We start from the raw sequence: 24,701 nt of genomic DNA, 5'->3' as shown, positions 1-24,701 counted from the left end.
GTCAGGGCTGCTAATGCTAGTGCCCCAACCATCAAATGACCATGAGAACAATCAGCGGAACGGCGGCTCGTCGAAGCTGCGCAGTTTGCGCGAGTGCAGCGAGTTGAGCTCGGTGCGCAACAGATCCACCGCTTCAATGCCGATCTTCAAGTGCTGGCTGACCGCGCGTTCATAGAAGGCGTTGGCCGAACCCGGCAGTTTGATTTCGCTATGCAACGGTTTATCCGATACGCAGAGCAACGTGCCGTATGGCACCCGCAAGCGGTAACCCTGCGCGGCGATGGTGCCGCTTTCCATGTCCACCGCCACGGCGCGGGACAGGTTGATCAGCGGACGCTCCTGTGCCCAGCGCAGTTCCCAGTTACGGTCGTCGTAGGTCAACACGGTGCCGGTACGCAGGCGCTTCTTCAGCTCGTCGCCCTTCTCACCGGTGATGTTGGCCGCCGCTTGCTGCAACGCCATCTGCACTTCGGCCAAGGCCGGAATCGGAATGTTCGGCGGCACAACCCGGTCAAGAATCCCGTCGCGGCGCATGTAGGCGTGGGCCAGCACGTAGTCGCCAATGGTCTGCGACTGACGCAAGCCGCCACAGTGACCAATCATCAGCCAGCAATGCGGACGCAGTACCGCCAGGTGGTCGGTGATGTTCTTGGCGTTGGACGGGCCGACGCCGATGTTCACAAGAGTCACGCCATGGCCGTCGCTGGCGATCAGGTGATAGGCCGGCATCTGGTAACGATGCCAGACCACGCCCGCGGCAATCGCCGACGCTTCGCCATGGTCCATGCCCTTTTCGATGATCACGTTGCCCGGCAACACCATGCGCACAAAACGCGGATCGTTGCGCAGTTGCTCCAGGCCATGAACAATGAACTGGTCGACGTAGCGGTGGTAGTTGGTCAGCAGAATCCACGGCTGCACATGGCGCCAGTCGCTGCCGGTGTAATGCACCAGTCGGCGCAGGGAGAAATCCACCCGCGCGGCGTCGAACAGGGCCAGCGGCAGCGGGTCGGTGTTTTCCCAATCGTACAAGCCATCGGCAATGCCATCGGTCGCGGCCGACAAATCCGTACTCGGGAACACTCGCGCCAGCACCGCCGCCGTGACACCGGAGCCGGCCAGTTCATCGCCCTGCTCAACCACATACGGATACGGAATGTTCTGCTGACTGACGCCGACTTCCACGGTCACGGTGAAGTCGTGCATCAACGGGACAAGTTGTTCCAGCAGGTATTTGCGGAAAGCGCGGGGATGGGTGACGGTAACGCTGTAGGTTCCCGGCAGTTGAACCTTGGCATAGGCGCGAGTGGTCTGTGGGACTTCGCCCTGGCAAAGGTAGGTCAGACGCAACTCGGGATAACGAAACAGAGCACGCTGCTCTGCGTCCGGCTCGACACGATCCTTGAGATAACGCTTGAGCGCCTGATTCAGCGCGGTGGTTGCACGCTCGTGCAAGGCAGCAAGCCGATCCACGGCTTGCTCGGCGGTTTGAACGACAATAAACGCTTCGGTCACGATCAGCTTCCTGTGTTCTGACTTGCAGACCTTCATCTTGCCTGCATCGTCGCTTCACGGGAACAGTGGCGTGTTGGCTGCACATCAATTCTGAGACACAGATAAACCCTGTGGGAGCGGGCAAGCCCGCTCCCACAGGTTTCAGTGATGTTGATCAAATTGTTGTCAGAAACCTTGCGGGGTCGACCGGGCCACAATCGCTTCCACATCCAGCCCGCGCGGCAACGTTCCATACACCCGACCGGCCGAACCGAGGCGACTGGCAATGAAGGCATCACTGACCGCCGCATTCCCCGCCTCCAGCAACAGCTTGGCCTGAAGCCCCAAGGCGATGTCTTCGGTAAGCTGGCGGGCGCGGTATTGAATATCAGCGGTGTCCTTGAACGCGGCCTGCAATTGGCTGATGTGCGCGGCCAGGCGTTTGTCGCCATGACCGTCGCCCAACTCGCTGAACAGCACATCAAGCACGCCCGGCTCTTTCGACAATGCGCGCAATACGTCGAGGCATTGCACGTTGCCGGAACCTTCCCACGTCGAATTGACCGGTGCCTCACGATACAAACGCGGCAGGATGCTTTCTTCGACATAACCGGCGCCGCCCATGCATTCGGCAGCCTCATTGATCATCGCGGGCGCGCGCTTGCAGATCCAGTACTTGCCCACCGCTGTCACCAGTCGGGCGAATTTCGCTTCGTGCTCGTCATCCAGATGATCCAGCGCCCGCCCCATGCGCAAACTCAAGGCCAACGCCGCTTCGCTTTCCAGGGCCAGGTCGGCCAGTACGTTTTGCATCAAGGGTTGCTCGCTCAGCAACTTGCCACCAACCTTGCGGTGGGCGCAGTGATGGCTGGCCTGGGTCAACGCCTGGCGCATCAGCGCGCTGGAGCCGACCATGCAATCGAAGCGGGTCATAGCGACCATTTCGATGATGGTCGGAACACCCCGCCCCTCTTCGCCGACCATCCAGGCCAGGGCCCCACGGAATTCCACCTCGCTGGAGGCATTGGACCAGTTGCCGAGTTTGTTCTTCAGCCGCTGGATGTAGAACTGATTGCGTGTGTCGTCCGGGCGATGACGCGGCAGCAGGAAACAGGTCAAGCCTTTGTCGGTCTGGGCCAAGGTCAGAAAGGCGTCGCACATCGGCGCCGAGCAGAACCACTTGTGACCCACCAGTTCATACGCCTGACCGGGACCACTGGCGCCGACCGGATACGCCTTGGTGGTGTTGGCCCGCACATCGGTGCCGCCCTGTTTCTCGGTCATGGCCATGCCGATGGTGACCCCGACCTTGTGGGCCATGCCGACATTGCGTGAGTCGTATTCGGTGGCGAGGATTTTCGGCAACCATTGTTCGGCCAGATCCGGTTGCAGGCGCATCGCCGGGACGCTGGCGAAGGTCATGGTCAGCGGGCAACCGCTGCCGGCTTCAGCCTGACTGTGCAAATAGGTCATGGACGCGCGGGCAACGTGGGCGCCCGGTTGCGGATCGGTCCAGGGCAAGCCTGTCAGGCCATGCTCCACCGCCGTGCGCATCAACTCGTGGTAGGCCGGGTGAAATTCCACCAGGTCGACGCGATGGCCGTAGCGGTCATGGCTGACGAACACCGGTTTGTTCTGATTGGCCGCAAACCCCGCGTCCATCAGCGGCCCGCCGGCCAATGCGCCGTAAGCGTCGATCCGCGACTCGGCCCAACCGGCATCGAAACGCCGCGACCACTCCTGCAAAGGCAGGTCGATGCGATAGAGGTTGGTGCCGTCCAGCGATGGAGGCTGGTTGGTGACTTCGTGGGTTTCGGCGAACTGATGCAGGTTCATGACGGGGCTCCTTTGGTCAGCCAAGGGACTTCAGTTAAGCACCGCCCCGAGGTTGAACAAAGTGGCATATCTGCCTAACTGTCGGCACTTTCGCCTTACCCCGGACAGAGCACCCGCCGATAAAGCGCCGCCTGCAGATCCGCGAATTTCACCGGTTTGCTCAGATAGTCGACCAAGGTGTCGCTCGGGCAATAGGCCCGGTCCGCACTCAGGGCAATCATGAACACGGGTAATTCGGCGCAACCCGGCAAGGCGCGGATCCGGCTGCAGATCGAGGCGCCATCCAGTGGCGGCAGCTGACAATCGAGCAGCACCGCATCAACGGTTTCACGCTGCAAGTGATCAAGCGCAGCGATGCCACTGTCGGCGGTGCGCACGCGGAACCCAAGCTTGAGCAACATGCCACGCATCACCAATTGATTGATGCTGTTGTCGTCGACCAGCAACACCGTGCAGTCCTGGGGCAAACGCAGGTGGGAGGTTTGCCGGATAATCGAAGGCGTAGATTCCATCGGCAGCTCGAATTCGACGTCCAGCTGGAAGCGACTGCCGCGTCCCGGTTCCGAGCGGTGGCTCAGGCGCCCGCCGAGCAATTCGACCAGTTGCCGACAAATGGCCAGGCCAACGCCCAAACCACCGTATTCACGGGTCATCGAGCCGTCGAGCTGGAAGAAGCGTTGATACAGCGTTGCCTCGTCCAAATCGGTAAAACCAATGCCGGTGTCGATCACCGCAAAGGACAGCGCCAGCCGATCGGGCGCCACAGGTTTGCCCGTCACCCGCAGCGCCAATCCGCCGATCCGGGTGAATTTGATCGCGTTATCCAGCAGGCATTCCAGGCATTGCGTCAGCTTGCCGCTGTCGCCGTGCAAGCGATCCGGCAGCCCCGGTGCAACCTCGACCTTGAAGTCCAGCGACTTGCTCGATGCATTGCCATCGAACTGCAGGCGCAAGGCCTCGACCACACCGCGCAAACTGAATGTGTCCGGGTAGACCTTGAGCTTGCCGGCCTGTAATTCGGTCAGTGTGAGGATGCCATTGACCATGCGCATCATGTCCCGCGCCGAACCGGCAGCCGTTTGCTGATATTGCTCCAGCTCAGGGTTCATCTCGACGGTCTGCATCAGCTCCAATGAACCAATCACACCGTTCATGGGTGTGCGCAGTTCGTGGGTCAGGGTGGCGAGGAATTCGTCCTTGAGCTTGTTACTGTGAGCCAGTTGCTGGTTCAGCACTTCGAGCTTCTGGCCGGCATCGAACAGCGTCTGCGCCTGTTGCTCGCGCATGGCGTTGATGCGATCGGCCAAGGCCAGGGACAGCAGCGCCACTTCGATCGCCGAGCCGATCTGGCTGGCGTACATGGTCAGGAATACGTTGGGCAAGTAACCCAACACCATCAGGGTGTTGACGATGCCACCGAGCAGGAACGCCGACCAGGCAATGATGAAATACCGTGCGACCCGCAGGCCACGCCACCAGGCGAAAATCCCGGCGGCGAAAATCACCACGGTGAAGACCAACGCCAGCAGCGTCGCCAGACGCAGGGCCAGGGCGTAACTGGTCATCAATGACAACCCGACCACCAGCGCACTGAACGCAATCAACGCCAGCAGCAAGCGGTCGAGCCAGCGACTGTGGGTGGCCGTCTGCAAGAAGCTGCGGGCGAACTGGCTGCCGAACAATCCTGAACAGCCAATGAAGAACGGCGTCGCGGCGTTGGCCCACCACGGATTGTTCGGCCAGAAATACTCCACGGCCGCGCCATTCACCGACAGCTGATACAAGCCGAACGAGGCGATATAAACGATGTAATAGAGGTAGCTGGTGTCGCGCACGCTGAGATAGATGAACAGGTTGTAGACCAGCATCCCCAGCAACACACCGTAAATCAGCCCTAGCACATAGAGCCGGACCGGCTGCTGTTCGAGGTAAGCGGTGCTCGACCACAAGGTGACGGGCGCCTGAACCGACCCTTCGCTTTGCAGGCGCAGGTACACGGTTTGCGCCTGCCCAGGCGCGAAGTTCAGATCGAACAGATAGTTGTTCTGACGGATCTCGCGAGTGGCAAACGGCAATGCATCGCCAGTCTGTCGGACCAATTGATAGTCACCGACAGCATCGGGCAAGTAGAGATCAAGGTGATCGAGGGGCGGATAGGCCAACTCCAGCAACCAGGTCTGTTGTGCCGACGGGTTGGTCGGGCGGTACTGCAGGTCGATTTTCAGCCAGAAGACCGAACGCGAATAACCGGCGTTGAGCGTAGCTTTATCGTGGGGTTTGAACTGCCCGGCCGCCGCTTGCGCACGGACATCGGCGATGGTCGCCTGACCGCCCGCGTCTTCATAAACCTGCATCGTTCGGCCCAGGGGAAGGCTCTGGGTGAACTCGTCGAATTCGACGGCGCTCGCCAGGAGGGGCAAGCACAACAGCAACATCAGCAAATAGCGCATTTAAGCCCCAGCGTGGCCTGTCCGGTTCTGTCAGGAAGCCCCCCATTCCTTTTGAGTAGACGTAAAACCGGTATACCTGTTATTGGTTTGGATCCACTCTAGCATAGCCGTTGATGGCCATTGAACACCATTGAAATTTTTCCTACAAAGGCTCTAGAACAAGCGTTCCAGCTCTATACATTGAGTTAGAGCTGTTGGCTTGGTCAGGTTGTGACAATGCCTCAGTGCATAGCGATTCCTTGTGGCGAGGGGGCTTGCCCCCGTTGGGGTGCGAAGCGCCCCCTTTGCCTTCTGCCTGGAACACCGCATCGGCCGGTTTACGACCGCTTCGCAGCCAAACGGGGGCAAGCCCCCAACCACAATGTATCGGCCGCGATGGCTGCCACAACACCCGAAAAAACATGTTTGGTGGTAAGCTCGCGCACCATGAATATCTACAGCTCTCGCCCCGTTGTCCTCTGTCTCTCCGGCCACGACCCTAGTGGTGGCGCCGGCTTGCAGGCAGATATCGAAGCCCTGCTCGCTCAGGGTTGTCATGCGGCTCCGGCCGTCACCGCCCTGACCGTGCAAGACACCGTCAACGTCACTGACTTCCGCGTTCTCGATCGCGAGTGGGTGTTGGCCCAGGCCAACGCCGTGCTCAACGACTCAGAAGTCGCCGCCGTCAAACTGGGCATGCTCGGTTCCCTGGAAATGGTCGACACCGTGGTCGAACTGCTTTCAGCGCACCCGCATTTGCCGGTGGTCTGCGACCCGGTGCTGCGTGCTGGCGGCGGCGGACGACTGGGCAAGGACGAAGTCGGCTACGCCATGCGCGAACGCCTGTTGCCGCTGTCGATCATTGCCACCCCCAACCTTCCCGAAGCCCGCATCCTCGCCGAACTGCCCGAAGGCACCGCAGACGAGTGCGCTGAAAAACTCCTGCCGTTCGTCAAACACCTGCTGATCACCGGCGGTCATGGCGACGAACACGAGATACACAATCGCCTGTACAGCCGCGACGGTCGCCGCGAAACCTTTACCTGCCAGCGCTTGCCCGGCAGCTATCACGGTTCCGGTTGCACGCTGGCCAGCGCCCTCGCCGGTCGCCTGGCCCAGGGTGAACACCTCGCCAGTGCCGTACAGAGCGCGCTTGACTACACTTGGCGCACCTTGCGTGATGCGGAGCAGCTGGGCAAAGGCCAGTTCGTGCCGCGCCGCTTGCCACTGGACTTCTGTTCGTAACTTTTTATTAGTATTGCGGTGAGGCTTGTCCGATGAAACTACGTGGCCTGTACGCCATTACCGACAGCCAGTTACTGGCCGGGAAATTTCTTTCGTACGTGGAGGCGGCGCTTGAAGGCGGCGTCACCCTGCTGCAATACCGCGACAAGAGCAGCGACGAGGCCCGCCGCCTGCGTGAGGCCGAAGCCCTGCGCGATCTGTGCGAACGCTACAAGACCCATCTGATCATCAACGACGACGCCGAACTGGCTGCGCGCCTGAACGTCGGCGTGCACCTGGGCCAGACCGATGGCCCGTTGATGCCGGTTCGGGCATTGCTCGGTCGTCAGGCGATCATCGGTTCGACCTGCCACGCGCAACTCGAACTCGCCGAACAAGCCGCCAAAGAAGGCGCCAGTTATGTCGCCTTCGGCCGCTTCTTCAACTCCAACACCAAGCCCGGCGCACCGGCCTGCAGCCTCGAACTGCTTGATCAGGCCCGCAGCAAACTGCACCTGCCGATCTGTGCGATTGGCGGCATCACTCTGGACAACGCTGCGCCACTGGTTGCCCACGGGGTCGACTTGCTGGCGGTGGTGCATGGTCTGTTTGGCGCCGAGAGCACGGCTGAAGTAACGCGCCGCGCCCGCGCCTTTAATGAATTGTTCAAATCCTGATTTTCTGAGAGCCCGATCATGTCTCGTTCCGAAACCCTGTTTGCCAATGCCCAGAAACACATTCCCGGAGGCGTGAACTCGCCTGTTCGTGCGTTCAAGAGTGTTGGCGGCACGCCGCTGTTCTTCAAACACGCCGAAGGCGCCTACGTCACCGACGAAGACGACAAGCGTTATGTGGACTACGTCGGTTCCTGGGGGCCGATGATTCTCGGCCACAGCCACCCGGACGTGCTGGACGCGGTGCGCAAACAGTTGGAACACGGCCTGTCCTACGGCGCCCCGACCGCGATGGAAACCGAAATGGCCGATCTGGTCTGCTCGATCGTGCCGTCGATGGAAATGGTGCGCATGGTCAGCTCCGGCACCGAAGCGACGATGAGTGCCATCCGCCTGGCCCGTGGTTTCACCGGCCGTGACAGCATCATCAAATTCGAAGGTTGCTACCACGGTCACTCCGACAGCCTGCTGGTCAAGGCCGGTTCCGGCGCCCTGACCCAAGGCGTGCCGAGTTCGGCCGGTGTACCGGCGGCGTTCGCCAAACACACCCTGACCCTGCCGTTCAACGACATCGACGCGGTAGAAACCATGCTCGCCGAAGTCGGCCAGGACGTGGCCTGCATCATTGTCGAGCCAGTGGCGGGCAATATGAACTGCGTACCGCCGGCACCGGGCTTCCTCGAAGGCCTGCGGACCCTGTGCGACAAGCACGGCGTGGTGCTGATTTTCGACGAAGTGATGACCGGTTTCCGCGTTGCCCTCGGCGGTGCCCAAGCTCATTACGGCGTCACGCCGGACCTGAGCACCTTCGGCAAGATCATCGGTGGCGGCATGCCGGTTGGCTGCTTCGGCGGCAAACGCAAGATCATGGAGCAAATCGCCCCACTGGGGCCGGTCTACCAGGCTGGCACATTGTCGGGTAACCCTCTGGCGATGGCGGCTGGCCTGACCACTCTGCGCCTGATCAGTCGTCCTGGGTTCCACGCCGAGCTGAGCGACTACACCAGCCGTCTGCTCGATGGCCTGCAGCAGCGCGCCGACGCCGCCGGTATTCCGTTCGTGACCACTCAGGCCGGCGGCATGTTCGGCCTGTACTTCAGCGGTGCCGACGACATCGTGACCTTTGAAGATGTGATGGCCAGCGATGCCGGTCTGTTCGGGCGTTTCTTCCACCTGATGCTCGAAGGCGGCGTGTACCTGGCGCCAAGCGCCTTCGAAGCCGGTTTCACCTCGATCGCCCACGGCGAAACCGAGTTAAAGCTGACACTGGACGCCGCCGAGCGTGCATTCGCCGCACTGAAATAAAGCTGCGACGCTGACGTTGGCGATTGCCAGCGTCAGCTTTCACCTACATTCGCGTCCTTTTTCCTACTCATCTGCCAATAATTCTCCGCAAAGTGGGCGATATATTCCCCGCGCAGCAGAAAAACGAGTAAAGACTTTGTAAGGTTGGCCCCGCTTATTTCATAATGCGCGCTTATTGGATCCCTCGACGGGTCCGCGCGCCCCTCAGAGGTAAGTCGATTCCCATGAACCGCACCGGCCGCACCCTTGCACTGGGCTGCCTGTTGCTCCTTCAGCCCCTGCTCGCGCTCGCACAAGCAGGCGGCAACTCGTTGTTGATCCCGGCGATGGGTCGTTGCACCCTCAATACTCAGCCACAAGACCTGACGCAAGCGCTCGCCGCCTGTCAGAAAGCGTCGGATGAAGGGGATGCGCAAGCGCAATACGAGTTGGGTGAGTTCTACTACGACGGCAAAAACGCGCCGCGCGACCTCAATCAAGCCCTGAGCTACTTCGAAAAAGCCTCGCTGCAAGGCCACGCCCAGGCGCAATTCAAACTCGGCACCATGTTCTTCCACGGCGAAGGCGTACCGGCCAATAACGTTCAGGCGTATATCGTGCTGAAAATGGCCGCGGTCAACGGTGCCGAAGAGGCGCTGGACACCGCCGACGAAGTCGCCGAGAAAATGCCCCGCGAAGATCTGGAAGTCGCTACCCAGGTGCTGGGGCAAATTTTCCGTAAATACCTGATGGAATTGCAGAGCGCCGATGGGCGTACGCCGTTTTCGCCACTGCCTTGAATTGACGCTGGCCCCTGTGGCGAGGGAGCTTGCTCCCGCTCGGCTGCGTAGCAGTCGTAAAATCAGCACACGCGGTCTGTCTGGAAGGTAGCGGAGGCTGATTTCAGGGCCGCTTCGCAGCCCAACGGGAGCAAGCTCCCTCGCCACAACAAGCACCACTAGCCACAACAAGCCCGGCCACTCAATCCGTGGCTTACTTCTCAGGCATCGGCATCGGAAACGGCATGACATTGCCGACCGCACCGCGGGCTTCGCTGATTTTCGGGGTGCCTAGGCGCTCGACCTCGTCGATGCGCACGATCGAATGCATCGGCACAAAACTGCGCACAACGCCTTCGAACTGAGCCTTGAGCTTCTCTTCGCTCGGATCGACGACCACTTGCGTGCGCTCGCCAAAGACGAACTCTTCCACTTCCAGGAAGCCCCACAGATCACTTTGATAGATCTGCTTGGCATACATTTCGTACACCTGGCCCTGATTGAGGAAAATCACCTTGTAGATTGGAGCTTCACGTTTGGTCATGGTGGGCGGGTAACACATCGGGGATAAAAATGAGGGCGCGAACTATAGCATAGCCGCCGGACGCGCAACGGTAGGAACCTTGGTGCATGTTCCCTATAATGCGCGGTTCTTTGAATCACGTGATGACTCTGTCCATGGCCAAGAAGCTTTACATCGAAACCCACGGTTGCCAGATGAACGAGTACGACAGCTCGCGCATGGTCGATCTGCTGGGTGAACATCAGGCCCTGGAAGTCACCGCTCGTGCTGAAGACGCCGACGTGATCCTGCTCAACACCTGCTCGATCCGCGAACGCGCCCAGGACCGGGTGTATTCCCAGCTGGGCCGCTGGCGCGAATTGAAGCTGGCTAACCCGGACATGGTCATCGCCGTCGGCGGTTGCGTGGCCAGCCAGGAAGGTGCTGCCATCCGTGATCGCGCGCCGTACGTGGACGTGGTATTCGGCCCGCAGACCCTGCACCGCCTGCCGGAAATGATCGACGCCGCGCGCCTGACCAAACTGCCGCAAGTCGACGTCTCGTTCCCGGAAATCGAAAAATTCGACCACTTGCCCGAGCCGCGCATCGACGGTCCGAGTGCCTACGTGTCGGTGATGGAAGGCTGCAGCAAGTACTGCACCTTCTGCGTGGTGCCTTATACGCGCGGTGAAGAAGTCAGCCGACCGTTCGACGACGTGATTGCCGAGATCATTCACTTGGCCGAAAACGGCGTGCGTGAAGTGACCTTGCTGGGACAGAACGTCAACGGTTACCGAGGCACCACTCACGATGGTCGCCTGGCCGATCTGGCGGAACTGATCCGGGTGGTGGCGGCTGTCGATGGCATCGACCGGATTCGCTACACCACTTCGCACCCGCTGGAATTCTCCGACAGTCTGATCCAGGCCCACGCCGACGTACCGGAACTGGTGAAACACCTGCATTTGCCGGTGCAATCGGGTTCCGACCGGATCCTCGCGGCGATGAAGCGCAACCACACCGCGCTGGAGTACAAATCCAAACTGCGCAAGTTGCGGGCCGCCGTGCCGGGGATCTGCATCAGCTCTGACTTTATCGTGGGCTTCCCGGGCGAGACCGAGAAAGACTTCGAACAGACCATGAAGCTGATCGAAGACGTCGGTTTCGACTTCTCCTACTCGTTCGTTTATAGCCAGCGCCCGGGCACGCCGGCCGCCGATCTGGCTGACGAAACACCGGAAGAACTGAAAAAAGAACGCCTGAATGCCCTGCAACATCGCCTGAACCAGCAAGGTTTCGAGATCAGCCGACAAATGGTGGGCTCCATTCAGCGGATTCTGGTAACCGATTATTCGAAAAAAGACCCCGGTGAATTGCAAGGCCGGACCGAGAATAACCGTATCGTCAACTTCCGCTGCGACAATCCGACCCTGATCGGCCAGTTCGCCGACGTGCACATCGATGCCGCGCAACCGCACTCGCTGCGGGGCTCGCTGATCCAATAACACCTCGTCACCTGTGGGAGCCGGGCTATTGTGGCGAGGGGGCTTGCCCCCGTTGTATTGCGAAGCGATCCCGAATATTTCGCGACTGCTTCGCAGCCGAACGGGGGCAAGCCCCCTCGCCACAGATCAAGCGCCAACCGGCATCTTATTTAAGAGCTTTCGCACCCAGGCGACTGGCGCTATCCTTGATTCATCATAATTGCCCCTGGGCGGCTAAATACGACCTTGAACGCACCCATAGAACCACATCGTTTTATCCTCGAGCCTTTTGAAGCTCGCCGCTTCGCCAATCTGTGCGGGCAATTCGACGAGCATCTGCGCTTGATCGAACAGCGCCTCGCTATCGAGATCCGCAACCGCGGAAACCAGTTCGAACTGATCGGCGAGCCCAAGCACACCACCTCCGCGGAAAACCTGCTGCGCCGCCTGTACCGGGAAACCAAAGGTACCGAGCTGTCGCCGGACATGGTTCACCTGTTCCTGCAGGAATCGGCTGTCGAGGAACTGGACAACCACTCCCCCGCCGAACCGTCCGTCGCCTTGCGCACCAAGAAAGGCATGATTCGCCCTCGCGGCTTGAATCAGGTGCGCTATGTGAAGGAAATCCTCGGTAACGACATCAACTTCGGCATCGGCCCGGCCGGTACCGGCAAGACTTATCTGGCCGTTGCCTGCGCGGTAGACGCGCTGGAGCGCGAGCAAATTCGCCGCATTCTGCTGGTCCGTCCGGCGGTTGAAGCGGGCGAAAAGCTCGGCTTCCTGCCCGGCGACCTGTCCCAGAAAATCGACCCGTACCTGCGCCCGCTCTATGACGCACTCTACGAAATGCTCGGTTTCGAATACGTCGCCAAGCTGATCGAGCGTCAAGTGATCGAAGTCGCGCCGCTGGCCTACATGCGCGGTCGTACGCTGAACAACAGCTTCATCATCCTCGACGAAAGCCAGAACACCACCGTCGAGCAGATGAAAATGTTCCTGACCCGGATCGGCTTCGGCTCCACCGCCGTCATCACTGGTGACATCACCCAGGTCGACCTGCCGAAAGGCACCAAGTCCGGGCTGCATCATGTGATCGAGGTGTTGAAAGACGTACCGGGCATCAGCTTCACCCACTTCATGCCCAAGGACGTGGTGCGCCATCCGCTGGTGCAGCGAATTGTCGAAGCCTACGAGCGCTTCGAAAATCGCACAGCCGACGAACCGGCGAAGTTCTCTCCCAAGGACACTCGCCCCGATGCTTGAGCTTGATCTGCAACTGGCTACCGAAGCGTCTGCCCCAAGCGAAGCCGAATTCCGTCAATGGTGCGAACTGGCCCTGCGCCAGCGTACTGCCGACTCCGAAATGACCATCCGTTTGGTCGACGAGGAGGAAGCCCGTGAACTGAACTTCACCTGGCGTCAGAAAGACTACGCCACCAACGTTTTGTCGTTTCCGGCCGATGTCCCCGATGAGTTTCTCGACATTCCCTTGCTTGGCGATCTGGTGATCTGCGTAGCAGTGGTCGAGCGCGAAGCGGCGGAACAAGGCAAGGAATTAACGGCCCACTGGGCGCATCTGGTCATTCACGGCTGCTTGCATCTGCTTGGTTACGACCATATAGATGATGACGAAGCCGAAGAAATGGAAGCACTGGAACGAACGTTGCTTGCAGAGTTGGGTCATCCGGACCCTTATGCGGACGACGAAACAGACATATCCCCAATCGTAACAACAAAGGATTCAGAGTAATCGCTATGAGCGAAGATCGATCGAGCAACGGGCAGAAGTCATGGCTGGGTAAGCTCACCCAGGCTTTTGCCCACGAGCCGAAGAACCGCCAGGAGCTGCTGGAGCTGCTGCGCGACGCACATCAAAACAAGTTGCTGGACAGCGAAGCGCTGGCCATCGTCGAAGGCGCCATCCAGGTTGCGGACCTGCAGGTGCGGGACATCATGGTCCCTCGCTCGCAGATGATCAGCATCAAGGCGACCCAGACACCTCGCGAGTTCCTGCCGGCCGTGGTCGACTCGGCCCACTCCCGCTACCCGGTGATCGGCGAAAGCCACGATGACGTGATGGGCGTGTTGCTGGCCAAGGACTTGCTGCCGTTGATCCTCAAGGAAAACGGCGACAGCTTCAACATCAAGGATCTGCTGCGCCCGGCCACGTTCGTACCCGAGTCCAAGCGCCTGAATGTGCTGCTGCGCGAGTTTCGCGCCAACCATAACCACATGGCCATCGTCATTGACGAATACGGCGGCGTGGCCGGTCTGGTGACCATCGAAGACGTGCTGGAACAGATCGTCGGCGACATCGAAGACGAGCACGACGTCGAAGAAGACAGCTACATCAAGCCACTGCCCAGCGGTGACTTCCTGATCAAGGCCCTGACGCCAATCGATAACTTCAACGAGTTCTTCGACAGCGAATTCTCCGACGATGAATTCGACACCGTCGGTGGCTTGGTGATGAGCGCATTCGGGCACCTGCCAAAACGCAACGAAATCACTGAAATCGGCGCCTATCGCTTCCGCATCCTGAACGCCGACAGCCGTCGGATTCACTTGCTGCGTCTGACACCTATCGCCCGGTAATTCTAAGGATTGAAATGCGTCGTATGACCCGCCCCGGCTGGCCCGGTAACCTGCTGGCCGTGGCGGCCGGTGCACTCACCACTCTGGCCCTGGCGCCGTTCGATATCTGGCCGCTGGCATTGCTGGCGGTCGGTTTCTTTTACGCCGGTTTGCGTGAACTGAGCCCCCGCCAGGCTCTGGGCCGTGGCTGGTGTTTCGGTTTCGGCCTGTTTGCCGCAGGCACCAGCTGGATCTACTACAGCATTCACAACTTCGGCGGCGCTTCGGTGCTGCTGGCCGGGTTCTTGATGCTGCTCTTCACCGCCGCAATTGCCTGGTTCTTCGCCCTGCCCGCCTGGATTTGGGCGCGCTGGTTGCGCCGTAACGAGGCGCCGCTGGCCGATGCCTTGGCATTTGCGGCGTTGTGGGTGGGTCAGGAAGCCTTTCGCGGCTGGTTCCTTACCGGCTTCCCGTGGCTCTATTCCGGCTATAGCCAGCTCGATGGCCCACTGGCCGGGCTCGCGCCGGTCGGCGGAATGTGGCTGATCTCCTTCACCCTGGCCCTGACGGCTGCACTGATCTACAACGCTATGCGGCTGGTGCGCACTGGCCGCAAAGGCTTCATCGCTGTCGGCGTGTTGCTGCTGGCTGGCCCATGGGTGGCCGGCATGGCGCTCAAGGAACATGCCTGGACCAGCCCGGCGGGCGCACCACTGAGCGTCGCGGCGCTTCAGGGCAACATTGAACAAAGCATGAAGTGGGACCCGTCGCAGCTCAATGCGCAGCTGGCGCTGTACCGCGACATGAGCTTCAGCTCCAAACGCGTCGACCTGCTGATCTGGCCGGAAACGGCGGTCCCTGTGCTCAAGGAGTCCGCCGAGGGCTACCTGAACATGATGGGAAGTTTCGCCGCCGAGCGTAAATCGGCGCTGATTACCGGCGTGCCGATTCGCCAGGAAGTCCATCACGAGAAGCGCTTCTTCAACGGCATTACCGTTGTCGGTGAAGGCGATGGCACTTACCTGAAGCAGAAACTGGTGCCATTCGGTGAATACGTTCCATTGCAGGAAGTCTTGCGCGGCCTGATCGCCTTCTTCGACCTGCCGATGTCCGACTTTGCCCGTGGGCCGGCCGATCAAGCACTGCTGCAAGCCAAGGGTTATCAGATTGCGCCGTTCATCTGCTACGAAGTGGTCTACCCGGAATTCGCCGCAGGCCTCGCCGCCCGCAGCGATTTGCTGCTGACTATCAGCAATGACACCTGGTTCGGCACCTCGATCGGCCCTCTGCAACATTTGCAGATGGCGCAGATGCGCGCACTTGAAGCCGGCCGCTGGATGATCCGCGCTACCAACAACGGCGTGACCGGCCTGATCAACCCGTTTGGCCAGATCACTGCGCAGATCCCGCAGTTCGAACAAGGCATTCTGTATGGCGAAGTGGTGCCGATGCACAACCTGACGCCGTACCTGCAATGGCGTTCGTGGCCGTTGATCATCGTTTGCGTGTTGTTATTTGGTTGGGCGCTGGTGGCCAACCGGATGGCGAAGACCGTCTGACCTTCTGTGGCGAGGGGGCTTACCCCCTCGCCACAGATCAGCGATAAAACAACGAATACCCTATCTGCCCCACCGCCTCATTCATCAACTGCCCACTCTGCCAGATCGATTTGAATTCCGGCATCCAGCCGCCCAGCGGCCGGGCATTGTCCACGCCTAAAAACCCCACTGGCGCGGGAACCACCTCAAATCCGGACTGCTGGAAACTCCAGACCGCTCGCGGCATGTGCCAGGCTTGAGTCACGACCACCACCCGTTTGATCCCCTCCGGCAACAACACCTGGGCACTGAATTGCGCATTTTCCCAGGTCGTGCGGCTGTCCCCTTCCTGCCAGCGCACTGTCACGCCAAAATCATCGAGCAATGAGTCCGCCATCAGCTTCGCTTCGGTCGGTGGTGTGCCGTAGTGCAGGCCGCCACTGGTCAGAATCGGCAAGCCGGACGCCTTGGCCAAGCGCGCGGCATAGCGTTCGCGCTCCAGGCCTACACCCGTCGGCTGGTCAACACCCCAGGCCGGGTCGCCACGCTCACGCCCTGAACCCAGCAACACGATCGCATCAGCGCGCTGGCCCAGGGTTGCCCATTCTTCGCGCGCCAGCGGCGGCTCGCGCTCCAGGGCCTTGGCACTCCACTCCACCACCACCGGCAGGCTCATCAACCAGAAGCCGCCCACGCCCAAGATGAAACACAACCCCGCCAGCCTCGGCCTTGAGCGGCGCCACCACCAGGCAAGTATCAGCAGCAGCAATAAAATGCCGGGCGGCAGTAGAAGTTGTTTAATGAAATAACGAAAAGGCATCGGGCATCTCCATAGATGCCCGAAGCCTAAGTGGATTGACGCAACGCGACAACAAATGTGTAAGGACTTTGCTTCAAAAAAGCATATCCCACGGATTCAAGTGCCCTTACTTGAATTGCAAAGACCGGACCTTTACCGCGCCTTTGCCGGGTGCCTTATCCTTGAGCCAGATGATCTTGGCCGAACGTGGTGCCTCGAGTTGCTTCATTGCTGCTGACAAGCATCCGTGCGACTCACGCTCACTACGGTCCAGATAGGCCTTGACCAGTTCAAACTCTGCGGGGCTCAAACCACGCAGCTCCAGCTCCAGGGGACGCTCATCGCGAAGCCGACCGGCGGTTTTGGCCACATCCAGGGCCATTGCGAGACGGTCTATCAGTCTTTCGTACAGCTCCGGTTTTGTAGCTTTTTGCTGTGACTCAACCATCCATCACCTCATTGAAGATAAGACTCACTCCCCTTTTAGAGCTTAGCCTCGCTGAAAAAACCGGCTGAGTGCCGCGACCAACGGCCCTCGGAGCGGTCATTGGCCGCGTCCTTGCGTGTAATCAGGGTTTCCCTCGGTAGAGTGCGGTCATGTATGCTACGGCGCTTCCTGTAACTCCACTTCCAGCTCGCCTGGGCACCGAAACGTCGATTTGACGTTCTCACCGTCCAGCGTTGCATTGAAGAGGATTAGGCCACCCCTATTCAGTTCAAAAGTAGCCATGCACGAACAATATCAGCCCCGTGAAATCGAAGCCGCCGCCCAGTCGTTCTGGGACGAGCAAAAGTCCTTTGAAGTCAGTGAACAGCCAGGCAAGGAGACGTTCTACTGCCTGTCGATGTTCCCTTACCCCAGCGGCAAGCTACACATGGGGCACGTGCGCAACTACACCATCGGCGACGTGATCTCCCGCTATCAGCGCATGCAAGGCAAGAACGTCCTGCAACCCATGGGTTGGGACGCCTTCGGCATGCCGGCAGAAAACGCCGCGATGAAGAACAACGTAGCGCCCGCCAAGTGGACCTACGAAAACATCGCCTACATGAAAAGCCAGCTGCGCAGCCTGGGTCTGGCGGTGGACTGGTCGCGCGAAGTGACCACCTGCAAGCCCGATTACTACCGCTGGGAACAATGGCTGTTCACTCGCCTGTTCGAAAAAGGCGTGATTTACAAAAAAAGCGGCACCGTGAACTGGGACCCGGTCGACCAGACCGTTCTGGCCAACGAACAGGTGATCGACGGTCGCGGCTGGCGTTCCGGCGCGCTGATCGAAAAGCGCGAAATCCCGATGTACTACTTCAAGATCACCGCCTACGCGGATGAGCTGCTGGAAAGCCTCGACGAACTGACGGGCTGGCCTGAGCAGGTCAAGACCATGCAGCGCAACTGGATTGGCAAATCCCGCGGTATGGAAGTGCAGTTCCCGTTCGACGTCGCCTCCATCGGCGAAACCGGCGCATTGAAAGTATTCACCACCCGTCCAGACACCCTGATGGGCGCGACCTACGTTGCCGTGGCCGCCGAACACCATTTGGCTACCCTGGCCGCGCAGAACAACCCTGAGCTGCAAGCGTTCATCGCTGAATGCAAGGGCGGCAGCGTCGCCGAAGCCGATGTCGCCACTCAAGAGAAGAAAGGTCTGCCTACCTCGCTGTTCGTCGAACACCCACTGACCGGTGAGAAGCTCCCGGTATGGGTCGCCAACTACGTGCTGATGCATTACGGCGATGGCGCGGTGATGGCTGTTCCGGCTCACGATGAACGTGATTTCGAGTTCGCCACCAAGTACAACCTGCCGATCAAATCCGTGGTGCGCACAAGTTCCGGTGAGACCAACCCGGCCCCGTGGCAGGATGCGTACGGCGAGCACGGCACGCTGATCAACTCCGGCGAATTCGACGGCCTCGACTTCGCCGGCGCCTTCGACGCCATTGAAGTGGCGCTGATCAAGAAAAACCTCGGCGCCTCGCGCACCCAGTTCCGCCTGCGCGACTGGGGCATCAGCCGTCAGCGCTACTGGGGCTGCCCGATCCCGATCATCCACTGCGACACCTGCGGTGATGTGCCGGTCCCGGAAGATCAACTGCCGGTTGTGCTGCCAGAAGACGTCGTGCCCGATGGCGCCGGCTCGCCACTGGCACGCATGCCTGAGTTTTACGAGTGCAGCTGCCCGAAATGCGGGGCACCGGCCAAGCGTGAAACCGACACCATGGACACCTTTGTCGAGTCCTCGTGGTACTACGCCCGCTACGCCTCGCCACACTATGAAGGTGGTCTGGTGGAAAAAGCGGCGGCCGACCATTGGTTGCCGGTGGATCAGTACATCGGCGGCATCGAACACGCGATTCTTCACCTGCTCTACGCGCGCTTCTTCCACAAGTTGATGCGCGACGAAGGCCTGGTGAGCTCCAACGAGCCGTTCAAGAACCTGCTGACCCAAGGCATGGTAATCGCCGAGACTTACTATCGTCGCGAAGCCAATGGTGCTTACACCTGGTTCAACCCGGCGGACGTGGAACTCGAGCGCGACAGCAAGGCTAAGGTTATTAGCGCCAAGCTGATCGCAGACGGCCTGCCGGTGGAAATCGGTGGCACCGAGAAGATGGCCAAGTCAAAGAACAACGGCGTTGACCCACAGTCGATGATTGACCAGTTCGGCGCAGACACCTGCCGCCTGTTCATGATGTTTGCCTCCCCGCCCGACATGAGCGCGGAATGGTCCGACTCCGGCGTAGAGGGCTCGCACCGCTTCCTCAAACGCGTCTGGCGTCTGGCTCAAGCGCACGTCACTCAGGGCCTGCCGGGCAAACTGGACGTCGCCAGCCTGAACGACGAGCAGAAAGCCATTCGCCGTTCGATCCACCAGGCCATCAAGCAGGCCAGCCACGACGTCGGCCAGAACCACAAATTCAACACCGCCATCGCCCAGGTGATGACGCTGATGAACGTGCTGGAGAAAGCCGCGCAAGGCACCGAACAGGATCGCGCACTGATTCACGAAGGTCTGGAAACCGTAGTCCTGCTGCTGGCACCGATCACCCCGCACATCAGCCACGAACTGTGGCATCGACTGGGCCATGCTGACCCGGTAATCGACGCCGGTTGGCCGGTACTGGACGAAAACGCCCTGGTGCAAGACAGCCTGCAGCTTGTCATTCAAGTGAATGGCAAATTACGCGGCCACATCGAAATGCCGGCCAGCGCCAGCCGTGAAGAAGTCGAAGCTGCCGCACGGGCCAACGAAAATGTCCTGCGCTTCGTCGATGGCCTGACTATTCGCAAAGTGATCGTAGTGCCCGGGAAACTGGTCAATATCGTCGCCAGCTAAATTGGATCGGGCGCCAGGTCATGCCTGGCGCCGAGTAAAACCTTTCGGGCCGCTTGACCGGCCCACATGGTTTCAAGGGGAGCAACAAGATGATCAAACGCAATTTGCTGGTGATGGGCCTTGCAGTCCTGCTGAGCGCCTGCGGTTTCCAGCTGCGCGGCACCGGCACCACTGAACTGGCAATCAAGGAACTCGATCTGAGTGCCCGCAATGCCTACGGCGAAACCGTGACGCAACTGCGTCAGGTGCTGGAAAGCAGTGGCGTCAAGGTCTACAGCAGCGCGCCTTACAAGCTGTTTCTGGCCGATGAGCAGGAAAGCCAGCGCATCCTCAGTTACGCGGGCGCCGGCCGTACTGGCGAGTACCAGATGAGCACGGTGCTGAGCTACGACATCCGGGGTCAGGGCAACCTGCCACTGCTGAGCGACAAGCTCGAAGTACAGAAAGTCTTCATCCATGACGGCAACAACCTGGTGGGTTCTGACCAGGAAGCCAACGATGCCCGCAAGGAAATGCGTCGTGAACTGGTTCAACGCATGATGCTGCGCCTGCAACAGCTGACCCCGACTCAGTTGGAACAGATGCAACAGACCGCTGACGCCAGGGCCAAGGCTGAAGCCGACGCACTGGAAGCGGCGCAGAAGGCTGAAGCGCAGACGCCGCGTCAGTCGCCTGTCGAACTGCCGCAGCAATAAGCCTTACGGGGCGCTCAGGCGCCCCGTACGCTTCTTCTTATGAAACTCGCCCCCGCCCAACTCGGTAAACACCTGCAAGGCGCCCTCGCGCCGGTCTACGTCATCAGTGGCGATGACCCGCTGCTGTGTCAGGAAGCCGCCGACGCCATTCGCGCGGCTGCCCGCCAACAAGGTTTCGATGAACGCCAGGTCTTCGCCGCCGACGCCAGTTTCGACTGGGGTACGCTGCTGCAGGCCGGCGCCAGCATGTCGCTGTTCGCCGAAAAACGTCTTCTGGAACTGCGTCTGCCCTCCGGCAAACCCGGAGACAAAGGCGCTGCGGCATTCATCGAGTATTGCTCGCGCCCGGCTGAAGACACGGTGCTATTGATCAGCCTGCCCAAGCTTGACGGCAGCGCGCAAAAGACCAAGTGGGGCAAGGCACTGATCGAAGGTCCGCAGACTCAGTTCGTGCAGATCTGGCCCGTGGACACCAACCAGTTGCCGAGCTGGATCCGTCAACGCCTGTCCCAGGCTGGGCTTTCCGCCAGCCAGGACGCTGTCGAACTGATCGCCGCTCGAGTCGAAGGCAACCTGCTGGCTGCCGCCCAGGAAATCGAAAAGCTCAAGCTGATGGCCGAGGGTGGCCAGATCACCGTCGAAACCGTGCAAGCGGCGGTGGCCGACAGCGCGCGTTTCGATGTCTTCGGCCTGACCGATGCGATTCTTAATGGCGAGGCTGCTCACGCCCTGCGCATGCTCGAAGGGTTGCGCGGCGAAGGCGTCGAACCGCCGGTGATTCTCTGGGCGCTGGCCCGAGAGCTGCGTCTGCTGGCCAACCTGTCGCTGCAATACAGCCAGGGCGTGCCGCTGGACAAAGCTTTCAGCCAGGCCCGACCGCCGATCTGGGACAAACGCAAACCGCTGATGAGCAAGGCGCTGCAACGTTACTCTGCGCAACGCTGGGCGCAGTTGCTGCTCGAAGCACAGCGCATCGATGCGCAAATCAAAGGCCAGGCGGCGGGTTCGCCGTGGATGAGCCTTAGTCGGTTGACGTTGTTGATGGCGGGACAGAGATTGTCGTTGCCTGCCGAGTAAAAGCAAAATCAAAAGATCGCAGCCTTCGGCAGCTCCTACAGATGAACGCGACCCATGTAGGAGCTGCCGAAGGCTGCGATCTTTTGATCTCGTTTCCTACAAAACACACCTGCATTTGCCCTATAGACAGAACCCCTACTTCGGCAGATTATTCCCCCCGCAAAACCCACTCAGTTGCGAGAAATCATCATGAGCAAAAAGCCATCGAAGCATGGCCCCAACAAGGCCAAATCCATCATCGCCCAGCCACTGTTCCGCAGCCGTCAGGAACGAGCCGGCAAGGGCAAAGGCAGCTACCGCCGCGAAGCCTTCCAGTCTAATAGCTGGGAGGCTTCTTACTTTCTGGCGGCCTGAAAGGCAAGCCATCGCTCAACATGTTAAGGTCTGCACCTGATTCGTATCCTCTGGACCTGTGCATGCCCCTTTGTCTTTCCCGTCGTTGGCCTCTTCGCCAACTGATAGCTGCCTCCAGCCTCGTTCTGCTTGTCGCCTGCGCGGAAAAACCCACCGCCGCCGACGCCCAACCGCTTCAGACCCGCACCGTTGCGACGGCCCCTGCGATCATTCCGCCGGTGGTGCCAACCGGTGAAAATCTCGACATCCAGCCTACCCAGACCTTTGCCGAATGGCAGGCGGGTTTCCGTAAAGACGCCCTCGCCGCCGGTATTCGCGCCGACCTGTTCGATCGTGCTTTTGCCAATGTCAACATGGACGACAGCGTGATCCGTGCCGATCGCAGCCAACCGGAATTTACTCGCCCGGTGTGGGAATACCTCGATGGCGCGCTGTCGCCGCTGCGGGTGCGCAAAGGTCAGGCACTGGTCAGCCAGTACGCCGACATCCTGCAAAGCATTGAGCAGCGCTACGGCGTCGACCGTCAGGCATTGGTCGCGGTGTGGGGCATGGAAAGTAACTTCGGTCAGTTCCAGGGCACCAAGTCGGTGATCAATTCCCTGGCGACCCTGGCTTATGAAGGTCGACGTCCAGGCTTTGCCCATGCACAATTGATCGCTGCCCTGCAAATCCTGCAACAGGGCGATATCGAACCTGAGAAAATGCTTGGTTCCTGGGCCGGCGCCATGGGTCAGACCCAGTTCATTCCGACCACCTACAATACCCACGCCGTGGACTTCGACGGCGATGGCCGCCGCGATATCTGGAACAGCTCCGCTGATGCATTGGCCTCGACCGCGCACTACCTGCAAAGCTCTGGCTGGCAGAAAGGCCAACCCTGGGGCTTCGAAGCGCAATTGCCGAGCGGTTTCAATTACGCCCTGGCCGATGGCACGATTCGCAAGAGCGTTGCCGAATGGCGACAACTGGGGGTGACCCTGCCCAATGGCGGCCAGGTTCCAGCAGGTTCCGAACACCTGTCGGCCGCCCTGCTGCTGCCGGCAGGCTATCGCGGCCCGGCGTTCCTGGTCCTCGATAACTTCCGCGCGATTCTCAAGTACAACAACTCTTCGTCCTACGCCTTGGCCGTGAGTCTGTTGTCCGAACGTTTCAATGGCGGCGGCTTGATCAGCGGTCTATGGCCGAAAGATGACTTGCCGCTGAGCCGTACCGAGCGAATCGAACTGCAAAACCTGCTGAGCGCCCAGAACTACGACGCAGGGACCGCCGACGGGATTATTGGTGCCAATACCCGTAAGGCGATCCGCGCCGCCCAGCAGTTCTTCGGCTGGCCGGCGGATGGCTATCCGACGCACAAGTTGCTGGAAGGGTTGCGTAGCCGCTAAAAGCATCGCGGGCAAGCCCGCTCCCACAGGTTCATAGGTGATCACAACATTGCGTACACCTTAAACCCTGTGGGGGCGGGCTTGCCCGCGATGACTGACTAACAGGCGACGAACTCTACCGCCTGATGACTACATCCTGCTCCAACACCAACGTCTTGTCCCCCGCATCCAGCCTGACCAGCGCGCCCATCGGCAGCGTCAAATTCGGATCACAGTGCCCGCTGCGCCATCCGGATAGCACCGGTATCCGCAAAGGAGCAAAGGTCTGTTTGAGCAATCTCTCCAGCGCAATCGCATCAACCCCCGCCACATCCCCCACCAGAACCCCACGCAGCTTGTGCAGCGTGCCAGCCAGACGCAAATGAGTCAGCAGCCGGTCGATGCGATACAGCGGCTCGTTAATGTCCTCGATGAACAGAATGACACCCTCGGCATCAATCTCGTAAGGCGTGCCCATGGTCGCGGCGATCATCGACAGATTGCCCCCCAGCAAACGCCCGTGAGCGATACCGGGCTCGATGGTGGTCAACGGCCAGGCCACCGGGTGAGAAAGCACACTGCCCGCCTTCACCTGCCCGCGCAGCATGTTGAAAAACGAAAACTCGGTGGGTTGCTGCTTGTCACCCAGCAGGTCAGCGTTGAGCATCGGGCCATGGAAGGTCACGAACCCTGCATAGCGACTGATGGCCGAGTGCAGTGCAGTGACGTCGCTGTAGCCGATAAACGGCTTGGCGTTGTTGCGTAGTAATTCGAAATCGATGCGATCGAGCAAACGCGGCGTACCGTAACCACCACGCAGACAGATGATGGCATCGACCTCGCTGTCGGCGAATGCGCCATGCAAGTCATTGAGCCGCACATCATCGCTGCCGGCCAGATAACCCTCTTGCTCATAAACGCCGGGAAACACGCGCAGCGAATAGCCGCGAGCGCGCATCCAGGCAATGGCTTTATCGGTGTCCAGCGCTGCGGGGCCGGCGGGCGCAATCACGCCGATCAGCCCTGCAGGTGGCAAGGCCGAAACGGGAGCATGAGGACAAAGGGTGTGGGTCGGTCGAGCAGTCATCCATGATTCTCCCTGTGAACGCTTAAGCACACAGTAGTCAGGAACGGGAATAAACAGAAGAGGGTCATCGCACCACGGTTTGCAGGAAAAGACTGTAATCGCCGTGGGCACTGCTAAAAAAAGGCCCGCAAGGCCTGAGAAGCCTTGCGGGCCTTTTTTTGCTCTCAAAACG

The 24,701-nt window shown here is 60.1% G+C and carries 21 protein-coding genes; 14 read left to right on the top strand and 7 right to left on the bottom strand.

All coding sequences use genetic code 11. From position 1 onward, the window contains the following. Positions 1-51: 51 nt before the first annotated feature. The 3 genes from amn to KGB18_RS22700 form a co-directional block, all read right to left on the bottom strand. Positions 52-1,551: an AMP nucleosidase gene (gene amn, locus KGB18_RS22710; RefSeq protein ID WP_161794734.1), complete on the bottom strand. Its 1,500-nt coding sequence runs from the start codon at positions 1,549-1,551 to the stop codon at positions 52-54. A 129-nt stretch (positions 1,552-1,680) separates the two neighbouring features. Next, positions 1,681-3,330, bottom strand: coding sequence for an acyl-CoA dehydrogenase family protein (locus KGB18_RS22705; protein ID WP_223570498.1), 1,650 nt, complete (start codon positions 3,328-3,330; stop codon positions 1,681-1,683). A 95-nt stretch (positions 3,331-3,425) separates the two neighbouring features. Next, positions 3,426-5,780 carry a hybrid sensor histidine kinase/response regulator gene (locus KGB18_RS22700; protein ID WP_223570497.1) on the bottom strand — a complete coding sequence of 785 codons (2,355 nt, stop codon included), beginning with the start codon at positions 5,778-5,780 and terminating at the stop codon, positions 3,426-3,428. 426 nt (positions 5,781-6,206) lie between these two features. On the opposite strand from KGB18_RS22700, the gene KGB18_RS22695 reads away from it, so the two are divergent. The 4 genes from KGB18_RS22695 to KGB18_RS22680 all read left to right on the top strand — a co-directional run bounded on the left by KGB18_RS22695 (position 6,207) and on the right by KGB18_RS22680 (position 9,741). Next, positions 6,207-7,004: a hydroxymethylpyrimidine/phosphomethylpyrimidine kinase gene (locus KGB18_RS22695; RefSeq protein WP_019581334.1), complete on the top strand. Its 798-nt coding sequence runs from the start codon at positions 6,207-6,209 to the stop codon at positions 7,002-7,004. Between the two features lie 32 nt (positions 7,005-7,036). Beyond that, positions 7,037-7,660 carry a thiamine phosphate synthase gene (gene thiE / locus KGB18_RS22690; RefSeq protein ID WP_008070084.1) on the top strand — a complete coding sequence of 208 codons (624 nt, stop codon included), beginning with the start codon at positions 7,037-7,039 and terminating at the stop codon, positions 7,658-7,660. Positions 7,661-7,678: 18 nt separating this feature from the next. Then, positions 7,679-8,962: a glutamate-1-semialdehyde 2,1-aminomutase gene (gene hemL / locus KGB18_RS22685; protein WP_052967419.1), complete on the top strand. Its 1,284-nt coding sequence runs from the start codon at positions 7,679-7,681 to the stop codon at positions 8,960-8,962. 224 nt (positions 8,963-9,186) lie between these two features. Next, a complete protein-coding gene (locus KGB18_RS22680; protein ID WP_008070087.1) occupies positions 9,187-9,741 on the top strand; it encodes a tetratricopeptide repeat protein in 555 nt (184 codons plus the stop codon). Between the two features lie 193 nt (positions 9,742-9,934). Here KGB18_RS22680 and KGB18_RS22675 read toward each other — a convergent pair whose 3' ends face one another. Beyond that, entirely contained in the window at positions 9,935-10,264 is a 330-nt protein-coding gene (locus tag KGB18_RS22675) for a DUF1820 family protein (RefSeq protein WP_007894425.1), read from the bottom strand. Positions 10,265-10,398: 134 nt separating this feature from the next. Here KGB18_RS22675 and miaB point away from each other — a divergent pair, with 134 nt between their 5' ends. The 5 genes from miaB to lnt all read left to right on the top strand — a co-directional run bounded on the left by miaB (position 10,399) and on the right by lnt (position 15,839). After that, positions 10,399-11,727, top strand: coding sequence for a tRNA (N6-isopentenyl adenosine(37)-C2)-methylthiotransferase MiaB (gene miaB / locus KGB18_RS22670; protein ID WP_038983596.1), 1,329 nt, complete (start codon positions 10,399-10,401; stop codon positions 11,725-11,727). Positions 11,728-11,952: 225 nt separating this feature from the next. Continuing rightward, complete coding sequence (locus KGB18_RS22665) at positions 11,953-12,969, top strand: PhoH family protein (protein ID WP_201087469.1); 1,017 nt, start codon at positions 11,953-11,955, stop codon at positions 12,967-12,969. After that, positions 12,962-13,456, top strand: coding sequence for an rRNA maturation RNase YbeY (gene ybeY, locus KGB18_RS22660; protein WP_201062077.1), 495 nt, complete (start codon positions 12,962-12,964; stop codon positions 13,454-13,456). The genes KGB18_RS22665 and ybeY overlap by 8 nt, the downstream gene beginning before the upstream one ends. Before the next feature lie 5 nt (positions 13,457-13,461). Further along, entirely contained in the window at positions 13,462-14,301 is an 840-nt protein-coding gene (locus KGB18_RS22655) for an HlyC/CorC family transporter (RefSeq protein WP_007894419.1), read from the top strand. A gap of 14 nt (positions 14,302-14,315) precedes the next feature. Further along, positions 14,316-15,839, top strand: coding sequence for an apolipoprotein N-acyltransferase (gene lnt / locus KGB18_RS22650; RefSeq protein ID WP_201062076.1), 1,524 nt, complete (start codon positions 14,316-14,318; stop codon positions 15,837-15,839). Between the two features lie 37 nt (positions 15,840-15,876). Here the strand turns inward: lnt and KGB18_RS22645 are convergent, their stop codons facing one another. Then, positions 15,877-16,638 (bottom strand): YdcF family protein, encoded by a 762-nt coding sequence (locus tag KGB18_RS22645; protein ID WP_123720523.1) that lies wholly within the window; start codon positions 16,636-16,638, stop codon positions 15,877-15,879. A gap of 106 nt (positions 16,639-16,744) precedes the next feature. Then, positions 16,745-17,065 (bottom strand): hypothetical protein, encoded by a 321-nt coding sequence (locus KGB18_RS22640; protein ID WP_123720524.1) that lies wholly within the window; start codon positions 17,063-17,065, stop codon positions 16,745-16,747. Positions 17,066-17,345: 280 nt separating this feature from the next. Between KGB18_RS22640 and leuS the strand changes: the two genes are divergently transcribed. The 5 genes from leuS (at position 17,346) to KGB18_RS22615 (ending at position 23,463) form a co-directional block, all read left to right on the top strand. Beyond that, positions 17,346-19,952 carry a leucine--tRNA ligase gene (leuS, locus tag KGB18_RS22635; protein ID WP_123720525.1) on the top strand — a complete coding sequence of 869 codons (2,607 nt, stop codon included), beginning with the start codon at positions 17,346-17,348 and terminating at the stop codon, positions 19,950-19,952. Positions 19,953-20,041: 89 nt separating this feature from the next. Further along, positions 20,042-20,647: an LPS assembly lipoprotein LptE gene (gene lptE, locus KGB18_RS22630; protein WP_223570496.1), complete on the top strand. Its 606-nt coding sequence runs from the start codon at positions 20,042-20,044 to the stop codon at positions 20,645-20,647. Between the two features lie 39 nt (positions 20,648-20,686). Beyond that, the gene (holA, locus tag KGB18_RS22625) at positions 20,687-21,724 is read left to right on the top strand and encodes a DNA polymerase III subunit delta (protein ID WP_007894408.1); all 1,038 of its coding nucleotides are present in this window, start codon (positions 20,687-20,689) and stop codon (positions 21,722-21,724) included. A 189-nt stretch (positions 21,725-21,913) separates the two neighbouring features. Beyond that, the gene (arfA, locus tag KGB18_RS22620; protein ID WP_003176285.1) at positions 21,914-22,078 is read left to right on the top strand and encodes an alternative ribosome rescue factor ArfA; all 165 of its coding nucleotides are present in this window, start codon (positions 21,914-21,916) and stop codon (positions 22,076-22,078) included. 62 nt (positions 22,079-22,140) lie between these two features. Continuing rightward, positions 22,141-23,463: a lytic murein transglycosylase gene (locus KGB18_RS22615; RefSeq protein WP_223570495.1), complete on the top strand. Its 1,323-nt coding sequence runs from the start codon at positions 22,141-22,143 to the stop codon at positions 23,461-23,463. Between the two features lie 115 nt (positions 23,464-23,578). Here KGB18_RS22615 and KGB18_RS22610 read toward each other — a convergent pair whose 3' ends face one another. Further along, positions 23,579-24,529: an LD-carboxypeptidase gene (locus KGB18_RS22610; RefSeq protein WP_223570494.1), complete on the bottom strand. Its 951-nt coding sequence runs from the start codon at positions 24,527-24,529 to the stop codon at positions 23,579-23,581. Positions 24,530-24,701: the final 172 nt, after the last annotated feature.

Source organism: Pseudomonas sp. BF-R-26, from assembly GCF_019947395.1.
Lineage (GTDB): Bacteria > Pseudomonadota > Gammaproteobacteria > Pseudomonadales > Pseudomonadaceae > Aquipseudomonas > Aquipseudomonas farris.
The sequence above is the reverse complement of the archived record's forward strand: the minus strand, read 5'-3'. Positions and strand labels throughout refer to the sequence as shown.